This window comes from Kitasatospora sp. MAA4 (genome assembly GCF_029893355.1).
Classification (GTDB): Bacteria; Actinomycetota; Actinomycetes; order Streptomycetales; family Streptomycetaceae; genus Kitasatospora.
Window position 1 is genome coordinate 19,580 of the sequence record NZ_JARZAI010000033.1, and the last position, 17,152, is coordinate 36,731.

Here is a 17,152-nt window from a genome sequence, read left to right on the forward strand (position 1 = left end):
GGTGCGGGGCGAGGTGCGGGGCGAGCCGGGCATGGTACGGGCGGGGTGGGGCGGTGCTGCGGTGGGGGTGCGGTAGGGGTGACAGATGAGGCCGGTGAGGAGGTTTGAGGGCTCACCGAGGCTCGGGATTGGTCACTGTGGGTGATAGTCGTTGTCCACAGGGGCCGGGTTGTCCACAGCTTTCGGGGTGGGGCTGGTGGCATCGGCCGGGGTGGCGGAACCTCCGGCTATGACGATCTCCGGATTCACTCGGCTTCCTCGGCACTGGTCCCGGCACTGGCCCCAGCACCTGTCCCGGCGCTGGGCTCTCGCGCTCGTTGGGGGTCCGATGCCCTCAACCGGTCTGCCGCCGCCGGCGCCGGACGGGCGTCGGCAGACCGCCATGCTGGCGCTGTTCGTCGTCACGGTGATGTTCGCGCTGGCCCCCGGGCCGGCCGCACGGGCGTCGCCCGCCTCTGGTGGCGGGCCGGCGTCACGGTCGGGGCGGGCCTGGCCGGCGGGCGGACCGTCCGGTGTGCTGCGGCGGTTCGAGGCGCCACCCGCGCCGTGGGCCGCCGGTCACCGCGGTGTCGACCTGGCGGCCTCGGCCGGCGAGCCGGTCCGGGCTGCGGCCGCAGGCGTGGTCGCCTTCGCCGGGGTGGTGGCCGGGCGGCCGGTGGTAACGGTCGAGCACCCCGGCACCGGGACTCCCCCGCTGCGCACCACCTACCTGCCGGTGACTGGCAGCGTCGCGGTCGGCACGTCGGTGGCGGCCGGGGTGGTCATCGGCGTCATCGCCCCCGGCAGCGGACACTGCGCCTCGGGGTGCCTGCACTGGGGACTGCTCCGCGGTAACCGCTATCTCGACCCGCTCGCCCTGCTGGGCGCCGGCCGGGCCCGGCTGCTACCGCTGGGCACCCCGGCGCAGGCGTCAGGAGGCGGCCTCGGAGCCGACGCCCGCCAGACCGTGCAGGGCCAGGGCGACGGCGGCATCCGCCACGGCCCCGCGCTCCTCCTCCGGACGGCCCTCGGTCCGCTTCACGGCGGCCTCGACCACTCCCTGCAGCAACGCTGCCGCGAGACGCGGCTGGTCGTGGCCCAGCTCCTGGAGTGCGTTGACGACCAGCGTCACCAGCCCGGTGTGGGCCGTCCTGATCCGCTCACGAGCGGCGTCGTCCAGTTCGAGCGCGGAGATGGCGGCGATGGCGCGGTGCCGCGGGTCGTCGGCCAACGCCAGCTGACCGCGGACGTAGGCCTCGATCTGGCTCAGGGGCGTCGCGCAGGAGGCCATCCCGGCCTCGATCTCGGCGGCCCAGAGCGGGAAGTCGCTCTCGCAGAGCTGCTCGACGACGGCGGCGCGCGAGCGGAAGTACTCGTACACGGAGGAGCGGGCGAGCCCGGTCCGCGAGGCCAGAGCGGGGAAGGTGAGAGCGTCCATCCCGCCTTCGGTCAGCAACGATCGGGCAGCGTCGAGGAGAGCTGCACGCTGCAGCTGACGATGCTCGGCCAGGGTGGCTGCACGGATCTTCGGCACCCTCCCACTGTACGGAGCCCTCACATCCGCCGGAACGGTGGCACGCATACCGGTCCTGCGGGTATCCGGCCGACACGCAGCGGCTGTCGCTTCGAGAGCTGCACGGCGGATCGGCTCAGCGCAGGTCGGAGAGTTTCGCACGCAACTGGAGCACGGACTTGGTGTGGATCTGGCTCACCCTGCTCTCCGTCACCCCCAGCACCTGACCGATCTCCGCCAGCGTGAGGCCCTCGTAGTAGTAGAGCGTCACCACGGTCTTCTCCCGCTCCGGCAGGGTGTTGATCGCACGGGCCAGCAGCCTGCGCAGTTCACGGTCCTCGGCGACCTCGACCGGGTTGTCGGCGCCGCTGTCCTCCAGGGTGTCCATCAGACTCAGCCGGTCGCCGCTCTCACCGGCCGGGTGGAGGAGCTCGTCGAGCGCGACGACGTTGGCCAGGAAGAGCTGACTGAAGATCGCGTGCAGATCCTCGATCGCGATCCCCATCTCCGCCGCCACCTCCGGCTCGTGCGGAGTACGGCGCAGCCGGGCCTCCAGCGCGGCATAGGTGCGCTCGACCGCCTTCGCCTTCTGCCGGACCGAGCGGGGGATCCAGTCGAGCGCGCGGAGTTCGTCGATGATCGCGCCACGGATGCGGCTGATCGCGTAGGTCTCGAACTTGATGGCCCGGTCGATGTCGAACTTCTCGATCGCGTCGATCAGGCCGAAGACGCCGGAGGAGACGAAGTCCGCCTGCTCGACGTTGGCCGGCAGACCGACACCGACCCGGCCGGCCACGTACTTCACCAGGGGGGAGTAGTGAAGGATCAGTTGCTCGCGCAGTTTGGGGTCAGCGGTCTCCTTGTAGGAGCGCCAGAGCGATTCCAGTGCGGTCCGCTGCACAGCGCCGGGTGCGCTCGGCGTAGCTGAAGGTGCCGGCGGCGCCGGTGTGCTCGCTGCGGAGGCGGGCGCGGGGACAGACACCGGGGCAGCGGCGGGTGCGGGGAGCGCGGGCACTGCCGCTCTGCCGGGCTTGGGGACCGGGGCCCGGGCCGAGGCTCCGAGCGGGCCTTCGGCGCTCGCGGCGGACGACGACCTCGGCGCGGCAGCAACGGCCGCGATCGGCAATCCCGGCACGGCTGCTCCCGGCACGGTCGGACCCGACGCGGCGTCACGCCGCGCACGCTGCGAGGTCACCGCCGGGCGGCTGCCACTGCTTCGGCCGCCCGAGGAGAGCTCAGGCCGCCGGCTGGGTGACGCACCCTCAGCGCGTGCCCCGGTTGGCCCTCGCGCGCCCTCTCCCGCGCGGGGCGCCAGACCGGAGTCGGTTCCCGTCGCAGCACCGCTCGCCGGACCCGCCACCGCGTCCGCAGCCGTACCGGTCTCCTCGGCGGCCACCGCGCCACTCGACAAACCACCGCTCGACAAACCACCGGGCACCCCGCTCGGCAGGCCGACCGACGGCCCAGCCGACTGACCGGCTGAGGCCTCCGCTGCGGCCTCGCCTGCGCCCCTGGCGGTCGCCGGGTCGCGACGCCGGCGCCGTTCGGACCGCTCGGCCTCGCCAGCAGGTGAGCCCGCCAGGGCGGTGCGGTGGATTTCACCGTCCGCCGCCTGCGCCCTGGGCGACGGCGATGCCGGGGAGTTCCGCGCCTTCGGCTGGGCATCGATGCCGGAACGGGGCTCCTTGCCAGAGCCCCCCAAGGGCCGGGCGGCGCCGGTCGCCCTGCGTCCGGGAATGTGTGTGGGCATACGTGGGTCTGCGCCGTTCTGCCGAGTCATGTGCTGATAAGGAAGCCATAGCGAGCGTAGCGTGACCGAGTCGATGCACTGTGCTACCACCACCTGGCCGTCGCTCGTTCCGGTGGCGTTCACTCCGTCGCAGGAACGTGCACGCCCTGTCCAGTGCCCGCGCGCCGGGCGCAGGTTGCGGGTCGGAGGGCCGACGTTCGCGTCATGTGTCTCCCATTCACCTCCGGCGTAGAGGTGTCCCGTTGACTGCCGGCCCGCGCGCCGGTCCGTCCGACAGCCGTCAGCGGATCACCCGCCAGTGCGACCCCTCCCGCTGGACGAACCCCAGCGAGCAGAGTTCGTACAGCTGCTTGAGGACCTCGTCCGCGGGGAAGCCCGAGCGGCGCGCGAGGTACTCCACGGGTGCGCCGTCCCGGCCGGACGGGATCGCCTCCAACACCTGGGCGGCCATCGGCCGCAGGACGTCCCGCGGGCGCACCTCGCTGCTGCGCAGCGGCGCCAGATCCTCGCCGATCGCTCCGATCAGCTCGACGACCTCGGCGGCGTCCGTGACCAGGGTGGCTGCGCCGCTCCTGAGCAACGCGTGTACACCGGCGGAGAGTTCGGAGGTGACCGGCCCGCAGACGCCCATCGTGTGCCGGTTGAGCGCGTGCGCCCGCCGCGCCGTGCTCAGGGCTCCGCTGCGCAGTGCGGCCTCGACCACCACCGTCCCCCGGGTCAACGCCGCTATCACCCGGTTGCGCAGCACGAAGCGAAAGCGGTTCGGGTGCTCACCCGGCGGGAGTTCGCTGACCAGTTGGCCCTGCCCGGAGATCCGACGGATCAGCTCGGTGTTCCCGCGCGGGTAGGCCACATCCACGCCGCAGGCGAGCACGCCCACGGTCATGCCCCCGACTGCCAGGGCGCCGCGATGGGCGGCCGAGTCGATCCCGTAGGCGGCGCCCGAGACGACAACCCAGCCGCGCTCGGCGAGTTGGGCGGCGAGTTCTCCGGCGACGTGGGCACCGTAGGCGGTGCAGGCCCGGGCGCCGACCACGGCGACGGACCGCAGGGCGAGCAGCCGCAGCGAACCGGTTCCCCGCACCCAGAGCCCGACCGGCATGGCCTCCCCCAGGTCGTTGAGCTGGCTGGGCCACTCGGGCTCGGCCGGGGTGACGAAGCGCCCGCCGACGGCCTCCACACGAGCGAGGTCGGCGGCCGGATCGCACCCGGCCAACCTGGCGTTCAGGCCCGCGAGTCGATCCTGGTCCAGGTGCAGGGCGGGATGCCCCGCCCGGGTGCGGATCAGCTGGAGGAGTTCGGCCGCCGGGCGTTCGAGCAGCCACTTGCCCACCGCTGTGTCACCGGGCTCGGCGAGCCTGGTGAGGGCGGCGCGGGCGAGGCGCTCCTCCCCGAAGTCCCGCTCGTGCAAAGACTTGCCGGGTTCTCCGGGTTCTCCGGGTTCGCCCAGGTCGAGGGCGGTCTGAACAGCGTGCATCGGTACCTCCCCAGGAGTGTGGTCAGCCGCGGGCATCGCGGGAGGGGCCCTGCAGGGGCAGGCTGGTCGGGAAGCCCCGGCGCAGCACCAGGGCGTTGCGCAACTCGGTGCGGCCGGGTGCATCGCGCCCGGCGAGGTCCGCGACCGTCCAGGCGACGCGGAGCACCCGGTCGAGGCCGCGCGCGGTGAGCATGCCGCGCTCCATCTCGCGTTCCGCGTCGGCCAGTGCGCTCGGCTCCGGTCGCCAGCGGGAGCGCAGCTCGCGGCCCGGGACCTGGGAGTTGGTCCGCCAGGGCGTCCCCTCGTAGCGGGCGGCGGCCCGTTCTCTGGCGGCGCGCACCCGCTCGGCGACCACCGCCGTGGTCTCGGCGGAGCTGTCCCGGTCCAGCAGCTCCGCCCTGGTCACCGGGTCCACCTGCACGCGCAGATCCACCCGGTCCAACAGCGGCCCCGAGAGCCGCCCCTGATACCGGCTCACCATGGCCGGGGTGCAGTCGCACCCCTCCCCGCGGCGCGAGTACCGCCCGCACGGACAGGGGTTCGCCGCGAGGCACAACAGGAAGCGGGCGGGCAGCCGGAGCGATCCGGCCGATCGTGCGATGACCACCTCGCCGGACTCCAGTGGCTGGCGCAGGGCGTCCAGGACGCGGCCGGGAAACTCCGGCGCCTCGTCCAGGAAGAGCACCCCTCGGTGGGCGAGCGAGACGGCACCGGGCCGGGGAAGGCCGCTGCCGCCGCCGACGATCGCCGGCATGGTGGTCGAGTGGTGCGGGGCGCAGTAGGGCGGGGTGTCGACCAGCGGGCGCCCGGGCGGAAGCAGCCCGGCGACCGAATGGACGGCGGTCACCTCCAGCGCCTCGCGCTGGGTCAGCGCGGGCAGCAACCCGGGCAGGCGCTCCGCCAGCATCGTCTTCCCCGCGCCCGGCGGCCCCTTCAGATAGAGGTGGTGCCCGCCGGCGGCGGCGATCTCCAGGGCTTGGCGCGCTTCGTACTGGCCGGCGACGTCCGCCAGGTCGGGCCCGAACTGCGGGTCCGCGCCGAACTGGCGGACTGCGGCGCCCGGTAGCAGCAGCCCGGAGAGCAGCGCGTCGGGACGGCCCGCGACCGGATCCGGCGGCTCCTCGGGCACCGGCTGGTCGGTGAGCAGGGCGATCAGTTGGCGAAGGCTCCGGATCCCGAGCACCGAGACCCCGGGGACCAGCGCCGCCTCGGCAGCCGTCTGCTCGGCGACCACCACCTGCCGGTACCCGGCCTCCGCGGCGGCGAGCACCGAGGGCAGCACCCCGCGGACCGGTCTGACCCTGCCGTCCAGCCCCAGCTCACCGATGATCAGCAGATCGGCGATGGCGGCAGGTGGCAGCCGCTCGGCGGCCGCGAGCACCGCACAGGCGACCGCGAGGTCGAAGCCGCTGCCGCTCTTGGGCACCGAGGCCGGGCTGAGCCCGACCGTCAGCTTGCGTTGCGGCCAGCTCTCCCCGCTGTTCGCGACGGCCGCCCTGACCCGGTCGCGGGCCTCGCTGAGTGCTTTGTCGGGAAGGCCCACCAGGGTGAACGCGGCGACGCCGGGTTCGAGGTCGGCCTGGACCTCCACCACCACGCCGTCGACGCCGACCAGGGCCACCGAACACGTCCGGGCGAAGGCCATCTCAGAGCACCCCCCGAAGGTGCTCGACCGAGGCCGCGCCCTTGACCCGGCTGACCACGCAGACCAGGTCGATCCGCACGCCGCCGGGCGGCAGAGGCACCGCGCCGGGCGGCGGGCCGCAGCCCGTGACCCCCTCGGCCAGCAGCGCGAAGTGCACCGGCCATCGCTCGCTCAGCCAGCGCTCGGCGAGCCGTCTCAGCCGGTCGGCCTTGGCCGGGCCGATGGCCTCGGCCGGCTGCTGGAACCCGTGCTCCGACCGGGTCTTCACCTCGCAGACGGCCACCGTGTCGCCGTCCAGCGCCACGATGTCGAGCTCGCCGGCCGAGCAGCGCCAGTTGCGCTCCAGGACCTGTAGGCCTCCCGAGCCGAGCCAGCGGGCAGCCACCTCCTCGCCGTAGCGACCGAGGGCAGTCTGTGCGTTCTGCACGGTGATCACCTCCCTGCCGGGAGGCTGCCAGCGCGGTCCGAGGCCCGCCAGTACCCTTCTGATTCCTGTGGACAACCCCGGGGCTGTGGACAACCGGGCTCACCCGGTCGGCGGTGTCAGTTGCCGAAGCCCGCCTCGTCCGACGGCAGTTCGAGGTCGCTCTTGGCCAGCTCCTCGACATTGACGTCCTTGAACGTCAGCACCCGCACCTTGCGGACGAATCTGGCCGGCCGGTACATGTCCCACACCCAGGCGTCGGCCATCGAAACCTCGAAGAACACCTCACCCTGGACCGAGTGCACCTGCAGCTCGTAGTCGTTGGTGAGGTAGAAACGCCGCTCGGTCTCGATGACGTACTTGAACAGCCCGACGACGTCCTTGTACTCCCGGTAGAGCTTGAGCTCCATCTCGGTCTCGTACTTTTCGAGATCTTCGGCACTCATGCACGCGTCCCCTCAGTTCGGCAGGTCCTTCACCATTGTGGACCACTGCACCCTCAGTCAGAGCCGTACCGGAACGACTGGCGGACCCTGGGCCAGCAACCGCTCCACCAGCTCAGCGAGCCCCCGCGGGTAGACCGTCTCGGCGGTGGCCCGCAGCTCGGCCACCGTCCACCAGTGCGCCTCGCGCAGCTGGGGCTGCTCCGCCGCCGGGCTGCCCGAGCAGTCCAGCGCGGTCTCCTCGGTGCGCGCGAGGTGGAACCACTGCTCCTGCTCGTACTCCTCGCCGTCGTAGCTGAACGCGGCGCGGTCGACCGCGACCACCGGCCCCAGCCGCACCGCGGTCAGTCCGGTCTCCTCGGCGAGTTCGCGCAGCGCTGCCGCGCGCGTCCCCTCCCCGGGCTCCAGACCGCCGCCCGGGGTGAACCACCAGGTCCGCGCGGGCTCCGCGGGGTCGAATCCGTGGAAGAGCAGCAGCCGGTCGGCCTCGTCCAGCAGCAGCACCCGCGCCGCTCTGCGCCGCAGCACTGTCATCGATCCGCACCGCCTCTCGCCCGCCGGCCCGAAACCAGCCCGCCCGAAACCAGCCCGCCCGAACCCGGCCCGCCCGTAACCAGCCCGCCCGAAGCCGGGCGGCACGCCAAGGGCACCGCGATCCGACCACCGTTGTCAACGGCCCCCGGCCCGCACCGGGACGTCAGCGGTCAGCGCCGCAGCCGCCGCGCCAGCGCGCTCAGTGAGCCGACCAGCGAGGTCAGCACGATCAGCGCGGCGCCGGCCAGCATCGCGTAGCCGGCCTGTTCGAGCGGCCCGCTCCGGTCGTCGCCCGCGCCGCCGAGCGCGTCGAACGCCGGCGTGCGCCCGAGCAGGCCGACCCGGGCCCACGGCCAGGCGGTGGCCTCCACCCGGCCGAGCACGTCGCCGGTCGCCACCGTCCCGGCGAGCTGGTCGAGGTGCACCCGGGAGTCCTGCGAGCCGACCCGGTTGTCGCCGAGCACGAAGAGCCGCCCGGCCGGCACGGTGGCCGTGAAGGGGGTGGACGCGAGGGGTGTGACGCCCTGCAGTGCGTTGCGGTTCAGGTACGGCTCGTCGACCGGCGTGCCGTTGACCGTCAGACGCCCCTGCGCGTCGCAGCAGGCCACGGTGTCCCCACCCACGCCGACCACCCGCTTGACCAGCGTCTCGCTGCCCCAGCTCCGGTCGTGGAAGACCACCACGTCGCCGCGGCCCACCGCAGCCCCGCCGACCTTGCGCGCGAGCACCGTGTCGTTGATCCCGATGGTCGGCTCCATCGATCCGGTGGGCACGCTGTACGGCCGGTAGTCCACCGCGATCAGGCCGAAGCCGCCGAGCAGCAGGACCAGGCCCACCGCCAGCGCGACGCCCTGCAGCACCGCGCCCGCCCGCCGACCCGCGCGCCGGGCCGGCGGGGAGCCGGCGGCCGGGCCGGTGGTTTCTGCGGCGAGGCTGCTCATCGGGACCGTCCAGGGGGAACAGGGGGAAGAAGGGGCCGGACACGGCGGCGGGCCGTGGCACGTCCGAGCAGATTACTCGTCGGTACCACGGCCCGCGCAAGAGCAGGGGACAAGCTCAGTCCCGGCGCCGCCGCAGCCACCAGGCGATCGGCAGCGCGCCGCCGACCGCGGCCACCGGCGGGACCAGGCCCTCGGCGGAGACCGCCTTCTGGTTGGAGATCCCCTTCTGGCTGAAGGTGGACGGGATCGGGAGGGTGTCCCAGCGGTTCAGCGGCCAGGCGACCACGAAGGCCCGCCCGACCACGTCCTTGTCCGGGACGCTGCCGCCGCCGGGCTGATCCATGTGGAAGCGCGAGTCCAGCGAGTCGTCCCGGTGGTCGCCCATCACCCAGATGCTGTTCGGCGGCACCTTGATCGGCCCGAACGGCTTGGTCCCGCAGGCCGTCGCGCCCGGGTAGACGTACGGCTCGTCGAGCGCGACGCCGTTGACCATGAGCGGACCGTTGCCGTTGCACTGCACGGTGTCGCCACCGACCCCGACCACGCGCTTGATCAGGTCCTTCTCGTTGGCCGACGGCATCAGGCCGATGAAGCTCAGCACGTCCTGGACGCCGCGGACCACCGAGTTGCTGCTCTGCGGGGTGGGCTCGTCGTTCAGCCAGCCGCCCGGGTCGTGGAAGACCACGACCTCTCCGCGGTCCGGCGTCGAGCCGAACCACGGCGTGAGCTTGTCCACCAGGACCCGGTCGCCCACCTGAAGGGTGTTCTGCATCGACTCCGAGGGAATCGAGAACGCCTGGACGAAGAAGGTCTTGATGACCAGCGCCAGGACCAGGGCGATGCCGATCAGGATCGGCAGTTCCTTCCAGAACGACCGCTGCTTGCGCTCGCCCGGTGGTTTCTCGCGCTCCACGGGCTCCTCGGGTACGTCCGCAGGGCCGTTCCCGGACGCAGCCGACTCGTCGGCGGGCTCCGAAGGCTCTGCGGATTCGGTGGACTGGGCCGTACGGTTGCCGGCACCCTCGGGCTCGCCTGCTCCTGCGCGGGCGCCGATCACCAGATCCCCCACGACATCTCCTCCCTGCTGTGCGGGCGTGTCTCACGCCCGCGCTCACCAGTGCCGCGCAGCGGGCACCACGCTCTGTGACGACCAGGCCTGTCCTCTTCAGAACGGCCTGACACCAGCACAGCCTTGGGGAGCGGTCCGCATCGACTGCGGGCGCTCCTGCACTTCTCTATCACTCCGGGCGGTCCACCGGGGGCTTCCCACACGGCGGTCGGATCTTCAACCCGCGCCCGCACGCTTCCGGCGCCGCCGTCGCACGACGGCCGGATGAACGCCCAACATCCCCATAACGAGCGAAGGTTCCATCAGATCCGGCCTGGACGCCACGGATTGCGGATCGTTTCCGGGACCGGCCCGCGGTGCGGCAGCGGCGGCGAAGCCGGCCCGGGTGGCGAGCGGCGCGCCGCCGCCGGCCGCGGCCGCCGGGTGCGCCGCCGGACCGGCGGGGATCTGCTGAACTCGGCCGAGCGGCCAGGCGATCAGGAAGGCCCGGCCGACCACGTCCTTCAGCGGCACGCTGCCGCCGCCCGGATTGCCCATGTGGTAGCGGGAGTCGGCGGAGACGTCGCGGTGGTCGCCCATCACCCAGAGGCTGTTCGGCGGCACCTTCACCGAGAAGGGAATGCGCGAGGGCGGGTTGCCGGGCGCGAGGTACGGCTCGTCGATCGCCGCGCCGTTGACGGTGATCCGGCCCTGCGGGTCGCAGCAGGCCACGGTGTCACCGCCGACCCCGACGACCCGCTTGATCAGGTCCTGTCGGCTGCTGGAGGGCAGCAACCCGACGTAGCTGAAGGCCGATTTGATCCCGTGGCTGATCGGTCCGTCGGTGCCGGTCGCCGGGTCGTTCTCCAACCAGCCGCCCGGGTCCTGGAAGACCACCACGTCGCCGCGCTGCGGTTGGCTGCCGAACCAGGGCGTCAGCTTGTCCACCAGCACCCGGTCGCCGATCCGGATGGTCTGCTCCATCGAGCCGGAGGGGATCACGAAGACCTGGACGAAGAAGGTCTTCAGCGCCAGGGCGAGGAGCAGGGCGACCACGCCGACCAGCGGCACCTCGCGCGCCAGGGAGCGCTTGACGCGGCGCGAGGCGCGCCGGGCCGTTCTGCGCCGCTGCGCGCGCCCGCGCTCCGCGACGGGCTCGTCCAGCAGGTTCGACGACGCCCTACCCCTGGTGCCCATGACCACCGCTCCCCCCTGCGGAGGCGACGGCGGCGAAGCCGGCCGGGCGGTCCAGACCCGTCCAGTGCCCGATCGGGAAGACCACCCAGTCGGCCCGCCCGATCACCTTGCCGGTCGGGACGAAACCGCCGCCCGGGTCGCCCAGGTGGTCCCGGGAGTCCCGCGAGTCGCTGCGGTGGTCCCCCATCATCCAGAGCTCGCCGGGCGGTACCACGATGTCGAAGCCGACGGTCGACGGCGCGTCGCCGGGGAAGAGGTAGTCGGACTCGGCGAGCGGGACGCCGTTGACGGTGAGCCGCTGGTCGCCCACGTGATAGGTCACCCGATCGCCGCCGACGCCGATCACCCGCTTGACGAAGACCGAGCCGTCCGAGGGCGCCAGGCCGAGCGAGGCGCCGATCCTGCGCAGGTCGGGCCCGAGTCCAGTCGGCCGGTCGTCCTCCGGGAGGAAGGAGCCGGTGCCGTCGAAGACCACCACGTCACCGCGCTGGACCCGGCCGCCGAAGCTGTACGCCAGCTTGTTCACCACCAGGCGGTCGCCGGGCCGCAGCACGTTCTCCATCGAGGCCGACGGGACGGCGAAGGGCTGGGCCACGAAGCCGTTGACGAGCAGCAGGATCAGCAGGCAGGCGCCGGCGAGGGCGAACAGGTCGCGGGTGCGCCAGCCGCGCGCCTCGGCGTCGTCGTCGGCAGCCCCGGAAACGGCCGCAGACCGCGACGGCGTCCGCACACCCTCGGGTGCGGGACTGCCGTCGCGGTCCGCGATCGGTTCGTGCGTGCTCATCGGGGTGAGCTTAGCCGCCCCGGATGAGCGTCCTGCACCCCCTGCCGAAGCGGGGGGCGACGGATCAGCGGTCGCGCTTCTCCTTGATCTTCGCGGCCTTGCCGCGCAGGTCACGCAGGTAGTACAGCTTGGCGCGACGCACGTCACCGCGGGTGACGACCTCGATCTTCTCGACGATCGGGGTGTGCACCGGGAAGGTACGCTCCACGCCGACGTTGAAGCTCACCTTGCGGACGGTGAAGGTCTCACCGATGCCCGAACCGTGGCGGCGGATCACGACGCCCTGGAAGACCTGGACACGAGAGCGGGTGCCCTCGATGACCCGGACGTGAACCTTCAGGGTGTCACCGGCGCGGAAGGCCGGGATGTCGGAACGCAGCGAGGCCGCGTCGACAGCAGCGAGCTTGTTGCTCATGTTGCTCTCCATCGCAGGCGCCACGGGCCGCCCACGGAAATTGGTCCTGATGGGGTGAGCTGCGGGTCGCGTCGGCTGGCGGTAGACCCCCCGTGGCGGGGGTACCGGACCACTGGATCCCCTGCGGGGAGCCCAGCGACAGACAGCAGCCGCCTATTCTTCCACAGGATCGACCGTGGACCGAAATCGGCCCAGGTCCGCGTCCCAGAACAGGCCGAGGATGCTGAGCGCCTCGCGGTCCTTCTTGTCGAAGTCGCCGTTGCTCCAGCGCGCCACCAGATCCGGGCGGTGGGCCAGGGTGCGGGCGAAGGCCTGCTCGCGGCGCCAGCGGGCGATCTTCCCGTGGTTGCCGCTGAGCAGCACCTCGGGCACCTCCCGGCCGCGCCACTCGGCGGGCTTGGTGTAGACCGGGCCCTCCAGCAGGTCGGCCATCGCGCCGGGGGCGAAGGAGTCGTCGCGGTGCGACTCGGCGTTGCCGAGCACCCCGGGCAGCAGCCGGGCGATCGCCTCGACCATCACCAGCACGGCGACCTCGCCGCCGGCCAGCACGTAGTCGCCGATCGAGGCCTCGACCACCGGCATCCGGGTGGCGGCCTCGTCGATGACCCGGCGGTCGATGCCCTCGTAGCGGGCCGGCGCGAACGCCAGCCAGGGGCGTCCGGCCAGCTCCTGGGCCAGCTCCTGGGTGAACGGCACGCCGCTGGGCGTGGGCACCACCAGGGTCGGGACGAGCCCGGGCGGCCCGTCGGCGAGCACCGCGTCGAGCGCGGCGCCCCACGGCTCCGGCTTCATCACCATGCCGGGTCCGCCGCCGTACGGCGTGTCGTCCACCGTTCGGTGCACGTCGGTGGTCCAGCCGCGCAGGTCGTGCAGGCGCACGTCGAGCTGCCCGCGGGCGCGGGCCTTGCCGACCAGCGAGACGTTCAGCGGCTCCAGGTACTCCGGGAAGATGCTGACGACGTCGATCCGCATGCCGTGCTGCTCGGTCACTCGGAACCCTCGGCGGCGTCGGCGTCCTCGGGGAGGTCGACCTCGGCGTTCTCGGGGTCGATCAGGCCGCCGGGCGGGTCGATGACGACCCGCTGGTTCTCCAGGTCGACGGTCGGCACGATCTTCGAGACGAACGGGATCAGCACCTCGGTGCCGTCCGGCCGGGTCACCGTGAGCAGGTCCTGGTACGGCAGGTGGACGACCTCGGTGAGCTCGCCGATCGGGGTCCCGTCGAGCAGTACCGCGTCCAGCCCGATCAGCTGGTGGTCGTAGTACTCCTCCGGGTCCTCCGGCATCTCCTCCGGATCGACCTCGGCGATCAGCAGGGTGTTGCGCAGCGCCTCCGCGGCGTTGCGGTCCTGCACGCCGGCGAAGCGCAGCAGCAGCCGACCGCTGTGCACCTTGCCCGACTCGACGGTCAGCGGGCCGACCGAGGCGGGGTCGGTGAACAGCACCGCACCCGGGCCGAGCCGGAGCTCGGGCTCGTCCGTACGGACCTCGACACTGACGTCCCCCTTGATGCCGTGGGCGCGGCCGATCCGGCCGACGACGAGCTGCACGGTGAGCACTCCTGAGCTTCGGGAAGATGGTGGAAAAAAGACGGTGGGAAAAAAGGACCGGCCGGGACGCGTTGACGCGTCCCGGCCGGTCCCGAGCAGACGACGACAGCCGTCAGCGGATGCTGTCTGCATCGACCAGGTCGACGCGGACGTTGCGCCCGCCGAGGGCGCCGACCACAGTGCGCAGAGCGCGTGCGGTACGGCCGCCACGGCCGATCACCTTGCCGAGGTCATCGGGGTGCACCCGGACCTCGATGGTGTTGCCCCGGCGCAGGTTGCGCGAGCGCACCTGCACCTCGTCGGGGTGCTCGACGATGCCCTTCACCAGATGGTCCAGGGCGTCCTCGATCACGATCAGGCCTCGGTGGTCTCGGCGTCAGCCTCGACCTTGTCCGACTTCTTGGCCTTCGGGGTGATGGCAACACCGGTGGTGCTGTCCTCGAAGCCGGCAACGGCCTTCGCGAAGAGGTGCGAGAAGTCCTCGACCTTGGGCTCGGCGACGAGCAGCGGGGCCGGGGCGGGCAGGCCCTTGTACTTCTGCCAGTCACCGGTCAGCTTGAGGATCGCGAGCACGGGCTCGGTCGGCTGGGCGCCGACGGACAGCCAGTACTGGGCGCGGTCGCTGTCGACCTCGATCTTCGAGGGGTTGTACGTCGGCTGGTAGATGCCGATCTCCTCGATCGCACGGCCGTCGCGCTTGGTGCGCGAGTCGGCGATGACGATGCGGTAGTGAGGGGAGCGGATCTTACCGAGACGCTTGAGCTTGATCTTGACTGCCACGGGAGTGGGTTCTCCTGGAGTTGACGTGGGTGAGCGACCGCTCTCCTGCGTGGGGTTGCAGGGTCGGCCGTTCGAATGACACGCCAGCCGTAGGAGAGAGGGGTCCTGCTCGGCTGCCGGGTATCAGCTATCGATTGTGCCACACGACGGCGTCCTACCCGACCGGGGCAGTGCCCCGGCCAGGGAGAGCGACCTCACGTGATCTTGAACGGCTGCATGCAGGCCCCGCAGACGATCGAGGCCTGAGCGAGCACCGACGGCACGACCCGGACGTTGCGGCCGCAGCCGCAGACGGCCTTGACGCGGACGCCGCCGCCCGAGGACCCGTGCCGGCCGGCCGGGCCGCGGAAGGCGCGCAGCACGCCGCCGTCCCCGGTGACGGCCTGCTGGTGAGCACCCAGCGCAAGCTCCAGGCGGTCGATGGTGGTGGCGTACCGCTCCTCGGTCTCGGCGAGCATGGTCACCTGGGAGAAGCCGCTGCTGGCGTGCGGCTCGACCGGGTGCGCCAGGCCCAACTCGGAGGCGAGCAACAGGAATCGGCGGTTGTGGTAGCGCCCGGCCCGGGAGGTGTCCCGGATGTCGCGGGCGGCTGCCAGACCGTGGGCGGCCTCGTGCAGCAGCCGCTCGAAGCCGAGCTGGGTGCCGCAGGCCGAGGACGACTCGCCGATCAGCGCCTCGGGCGAGGCGAGGTCGGGCAGGTCGTGGTGGTAGGCCTGGATGTCGCTCCAGGCGGCGGCCAGTTCGGCCGCGAGGACGAGGGGCTGTGTCGTGCTCACGCTATGCCAACGAGGGAGTGCGTGCCGTTGTTCCATCCTTGGGCATTTACTGGGAATTCCCAGCGAATGCTCAGCTCTGTGTGACAGTGCCGTTCTTGAGCGCGTGGAATCTGACGCAAGGCCAACCCCCTCAATGTCTGCAACCCGTCGTTCCTCGCCGGGTCCGCCGTTCCCGGGCACGCCGAATTGGCCGCTCCCAGGCGTACGGCCCGGGGCCCGGTCGACTTGACAGGGCCACGGGCCGTTTACCGTACCGCTAGTTCAGCCTGGCGGGGAGTTGACCGGTCAGTAGACCGGACAGCGTCACCGACTAGTTACTCAGTAGGCCCTTGCGACGATCGCGATGTTTCCCGATTGGTCGTCCGAGGCCGGAACAGAACCGTCTTCGGCAACAATGCAACGCACCGAGACACCCTGCTCGGCAAGCTTGGCCTCGCCCTGCGGACCGAGTTCCGCCCAGGAGATCCGACCCCAACCGGTGGCGGCGGCCTCGACCGCCTCGTCGATGGTGGCGACCTCCACCGTGCGGGCCTCGCGGCGCGCGCGGGACTGCGCGAGCAGCAGCGCCTGGTCCTCCTCCAGGATGCCGGGCAGCACGGCGGCCAGGCTGTCCACCGACACCGGCTCCTTGCCGCCGGGGATCCGGCGGGCCAGCATCGCGGTGCCGGCCTCCAGGTCGCGCGGACCGACCTCGATGCGCACCGGGACGCCCTTGAGCTCCCAGTCCACCGCGCGGCGCCCGAACGGGGTGTCGGTGCGGTCGTCGACCACCACGCGGACGCCGACGGCCTCCAGCTGGGCGCCGATCTCGCGCACCTTGGCCAGCACCGCCTCGTCGCCCTTGATGGCCAGCACGACGGCCTGCACGGCCGCCAGCCGCGGCGGGACCCGCAGGCCGCTGTCGTCGCCGTGCGACATGATCAGGCCGCCGACCATCCGGGTCGAGACGCCCCAGGAGGTCTGCCAGACGTGCTCGCGCTCCGAGCCGTTGGACAGGAAGGTGGTGTTGAACGCCTTGGCGAAGTTCTGGCCCAGCTCGTGACTGGTGCCCATCTGCAGGGCCTTGCCGTCACCCATCATCGACTCGAGGGTGAGGGTGTTGATCGCGCCGGCGAAGCGCTCCTTGGCCGTCTTGCGGCCGAGCGTCACGTCGATGCCCAGCACGTCGGTCATGAAGCCGGCGTAGACCTCGGTGTGGATCCGCGAGGCGTACGCCCGCGCGTCCTCGTACGTGGCGTGCGCGGTGTGGCCCTCCTGCCAGAGGAACTCGGTGGTGCGCAGGAAGGCCCGCGGGCGCAGCTCCCAGCGGACCACGTTGGCCCACTGGTTGATCAGCAGGGGCAGGTCGCGGTGGCTCTGCACCCACTTGGAGAAGTACTCGTTGATGATCGTCTCGGAGGTCGGCCGGACGACGATCGGCTCCTCGAGCTCCTTGCCGCCGCCGTGCGTGACCACCGCGAGCTCGGGGGCGAAGCCCTCGACGTGCTCGGCCTCCTTGGTCAGGTAGGACTGCGGGATGAACATCGGGAAGTAGGCGTTCTGCGCGCCGGCCTTCTTGATCCGCGCGTCCAGGTCCTGCTGCATCCGCTCCCACAGCGCGTACGCGTACGGTCGGATGACCATGGTGCCGCGCACCGGACCGTTGTCGGCCAGCTCGGCCTTGTTGATCAGATCCTGGTACCAGCGCGGGAAGTCTTCCGCCTGGGGGGTGAGAACGGGTGCCTTAGCCATGGTGCGAGGGTACGGGGCCGAGCCGACCGACTGTGAATCGGCGGCGCGCGAGGAGAGCGCGAGGGGCGCACGACCACCCGGCGCGGATACCCCCGTGCACCCCTCTGGACGCCGCGCCCGGCGCGCTGTTCGCTGGATGCGGGGCGGGACAGTTGGGGGGAGCAT

18 protein-coding genes and 1 pseudogene are annotated in these 17,152 nt (G+C 72.1%); 1 reads left to right on the forward strand and 18 read right to left on the reverse strand.

What is annotated here, in order from left to right:
• Positions 1–409: 409 nt before the first annotated feature.
• A pseudogene (locus P3T37_RS31755) lies at positions 410–838 on the forward strand (peptidoglycan DD-metalloendopeptidase family protein); the annotation flags it as partial.
• Between the two features lie 72 nt (positions 839–910).
• Here the strand turns inward: P3T37_RS31755 and P3T37_RS31760 are convergent.
• The 18 genes from P3T37_RS31760 to proS form a co-directional block, all read right to left on the reverse strand.
• Positions 911–1,489, reverse strand: a complete 579-nt coding sequence (locus P3T37_RS31760; protein ID WP_280727424.1) for a helix-turn-helix domain-containing protein — start codon at positions 1,487–1,489, stop codon at positions 911–913.
• Between the two features lie 139 nt (positions 1,490–1,628).
• Positions 1,629–2,393, reverse strand: a complete 765-nt coding sequence (gene whiG / locus P3T37_RS31765) for an RNA polymerase sigma factor WhiG (RefSeq protein WP_280727378.1) — start codon at positions 2,391–2,393, stop codon at positions 1,629–1,631.
• A gap of 1,129 nt (positions 2,394–3,522) precedes the next feature.
• Positions 3,523–4,719 carry a DNA-processing protein DprA gene (gene dprA, locus P3T37_RS31770; RefSeq protein ID WP_280727379.1) on the reverse strand — a complete coding sequence of 399 codons (1,197 nt, stop codon included), beginning with the start codon at positions 4,717–4,719 and terminating at the stop codon, positions 3,523–3,525.
• A 22-nt stretch (positions 4,720–4,741) separates the two neighbouring features.
• A complete protein-coding gene (locus tag P3T37_RS31775; RefSeq protein WP_280727380.1) occupies positions 4,742–6,364 on the reverse strand; it encodes a YifB family Mg chelatase-like AAA ATPase in 1,623 nt (540 codons plus the stop codon).
• 1 nt (position 6,365) lies between these two features.
• Positions 6,366–6,791, reverse strand: coding sequence for a YraN family protein (locus tag P3T37_RS31780; RefSeq protein WP_280727381.1), 426 nt, complete (start codon positions 6,789–6,791; stop codon positions 6,366–6,368).
• A gap of 116 nt (positions 6,792–6,907) precedes the next feature.
• A complete protein-coding gene (locus tag P3T37_RS31785) occupies positions 6,908–7,234 on the reverse strand; it encodes a DUF2469 domain-containing protein (protein WP_035797726.1) in 327 nt (108 codons plus the stop codon).
• Between the two features lie 57 nt (positions 7,235–7,291).
• Positions 7,292–7,765, reverse strand: a complete 474-nt coding sequence (locus P3T37_RS31790) for an NUDIX domain-containing protein (RefSeq protein ID WP_280727382.1) — start codon at positions 7,763–7,765, stop codon at positions 7,292–7,294.
• A gap of 170 nt (positions 7,766–7,935) precedes the next feature.
• Positions 7,936–8,706, reverse strand: a complete 771-nt coding sequence (lepB, locus tag P3T37_RS31795) for a signal peptidase I (RefSeq protein ID WP_280727383.1) — start codon at positions 8,704–8,706, stop codon at positions 7,936–7,938.
• A 115-nt stretch (positions 8,707–8,821) separates the two neighbouring features.
• Positions 8,822–9,775, reverse strand: a complete 954-nt coding sequence (lepB, locus tag P3T37_RS31800) for a signal peptidase I (RefSeq protein ID WP_280727384.1) — start codon at positions 9,773–9,775, stop codon at positions 8,822–8,824.
• Between the two features lie 216 nt (positions 9,776–9,991).
• The gene (lepB, locus tag P3T37_RS31805) at positions 9,992–10,951 is read right to left on the reverse strand and encodes a signal peptidase I (protein WP_280727385.1); all 960 of its coding nucleotides are present in this window, start codon (positions 10,949–10,951) and stop codon (positions 9,992–9,994) included.
• Positions 10,935–11,735 (reverse strand): signal peptidase I, encoded by an 801-nt coding sequence (gene lepB, locus P3T37_RS31810; protein WP_280727386.1) that lies wholly within the window; start codon positions 11,733–11,735, stop codon positions 10,935–10,937. Before lepB (P3T37_RS31810) ends, lepB (P3T37_RS31805) begins: the two co-directional genes overlap by 17 nt.
• A 64-nt stretch (positions 11,736–11,799) precedes the next feature.
• Positions 11,800–12,150: a 50S ribosomal protein L19 gene (gene rplS / locus P3T37_RS31815; protein ID WP_280727387.1), complete on the reverse strand. Its 351-nt coding sequence runs from the start codon at positions 12,148–12,150 to the stop codon at positions 11,800–11,802.
• Between the two features lie 153 nt (positions 12,151–12,303).
• Positions 12,304–13,122, reverse strand: coding sequence for a tRNA (guanosine(37)-N1)-methyltransferase TrmD (gene trmD, locus P3T37_RS31820; protein ID WP_280727425.1), 819 nt, complete (start codon positions 13,120–13,122; stop codon positions 12,304–12,306).
• A 14-nt stretch (positions 13,123–13,136) separates the two neighbouring features.
• Positions 13,137–13,700 (reverse strand): ribosome maturation factor RimM, encoded by a 564-nt coding sequence (rimM, locus tag P3T37_RS31825; protein WP_280727388.1) that lies wholly within the window; start codon positions 13,698–13,700, stop codon positions 13,137–13,139.
• A 112-nt stretch (positions 13,701–13,812) separates the two neighbouring features.
• Positions 13,813–14,052: an RNA-binding protein gene (locus P3T37_RS31830; protein WP_280668513.1), complete on the reverse strand. Its 240-nt coding sequence runs from the start codon at positions 14,050–14,052 to the stop codon at positions 13,813–13,815.
• 2 nt (positions 14,053–14,054) lie between these two features.
• Positions 14,055–14,480: a 30S ribosomal protein S16 gene (rpsP, locus tag P3T37_RS31835; RefSeq protein ID WP_035797735.1), complete on the reverse strand. Its 426-nt coding sequence runs from the start codon at positions 14,478–14,480 to the stop codon at positions 14,055–14,057.
• A gap of 194 nt (positions 14,481–14,674) precedes the next feature.
• Positions 14,675–15,256 carry a hypothetical protein gene (locus tag P3T37_RS31840; protein WP_280727389.1) on the reverse strand — a complete coding sequence of 194 codons (582 nt, stop codon included), beginning with the start codon at positions 15,254–15,256 and terminating at the stop codon, positions 14,675–14,677.
• A gap of 318 nt (positions 15,257–15,574) precedes the next feature.
• Positions 15,575–16,987 carry a proline--tRNA ligase gene (gene proS, locus P3T37_RS31845; RefSeq protein WP_280727390.1) on the reverse strand — a complete coding sequence of 471 codons (1,413 nt, stop codon included), beginning with the start codon at positions 16,985–16,987 and terminating at the stop codon, positions 15,575–15,577.
• Between the last annotated feature and the right edge of the window lie 165 nt (positions 16,988–17,152).

Bases quoted from the DNA above. Each gene is read 5' to 3' on its own strand.
- lepB (WP_280727385.1), bottom strand. From the start codon at position 10,951: ATGGGCACCAGGGGTAGGGCGTCGTCGAACCTGCTGGACGAGCCCGTC.
- proS (WP_280727390.1), bottom strand. From the start codon at position 16,987: ATGGCTAAGGCACCCGTTCTCACCCCCCAGGCGGAAGACTTCCCGCGC.
- trmD (WP_280727425.1), bottom strand. From the start codon at position 13,122: ATGCGGATCGACGTCGTCAGCATCTTCCCGGAGTACCTGGAGCCGCTG.
- lepB (WP_280727383.1), bottom strand. From the start codon at position 8,706: ATGAGCAGCCTCGCCGCAGAAACCACCGGCCCGGCCGCCGGCTCCCCG.
- lepB (WP_280727386.1), bottom strand. From the start codon at position 11,735: ATGAGCACGCACGAACCGATCGCGGACCGCGACGGCAGTCCCGCACCC.
- dprA (WP_280727379.1), bottom strand. From the start codon at position 4,719: ATGCACGCTGTTCAGACCGCCCTCGACCTGGGCGAACCCGGAGAACCC.
- P3T37_RS31785 (WP_035797726.1), bottom strand. From the start codon at position 7,234: ATGAGTGCCGAAGATCTCGAAAAGTACGAGACCGAGATGGAGCTCAAG.
- P3T37_RS31790 (WP_280727382.1), bottom strand. From the start codon at position 7,765: ATGACAGTGCTGCGGCGCAGAGCGGCGCGGGTGCTGCTGCTGGACGAG.
- P3T37_RS31775 (WP_280727380.1), bottom strand. From the start codon at position 6,364: ATGGCCTTCGCCCGGACGTGTTCGGTGGCCCTGGTCGGCGTCGACGGC.
- rplS (WP_280727387.1), bottom strand. From the start codon at position 12,150: ATGAGCAACAAGCTCGCTGCTGTCGACGCGGCCTCGCTGCGTTCCGAC.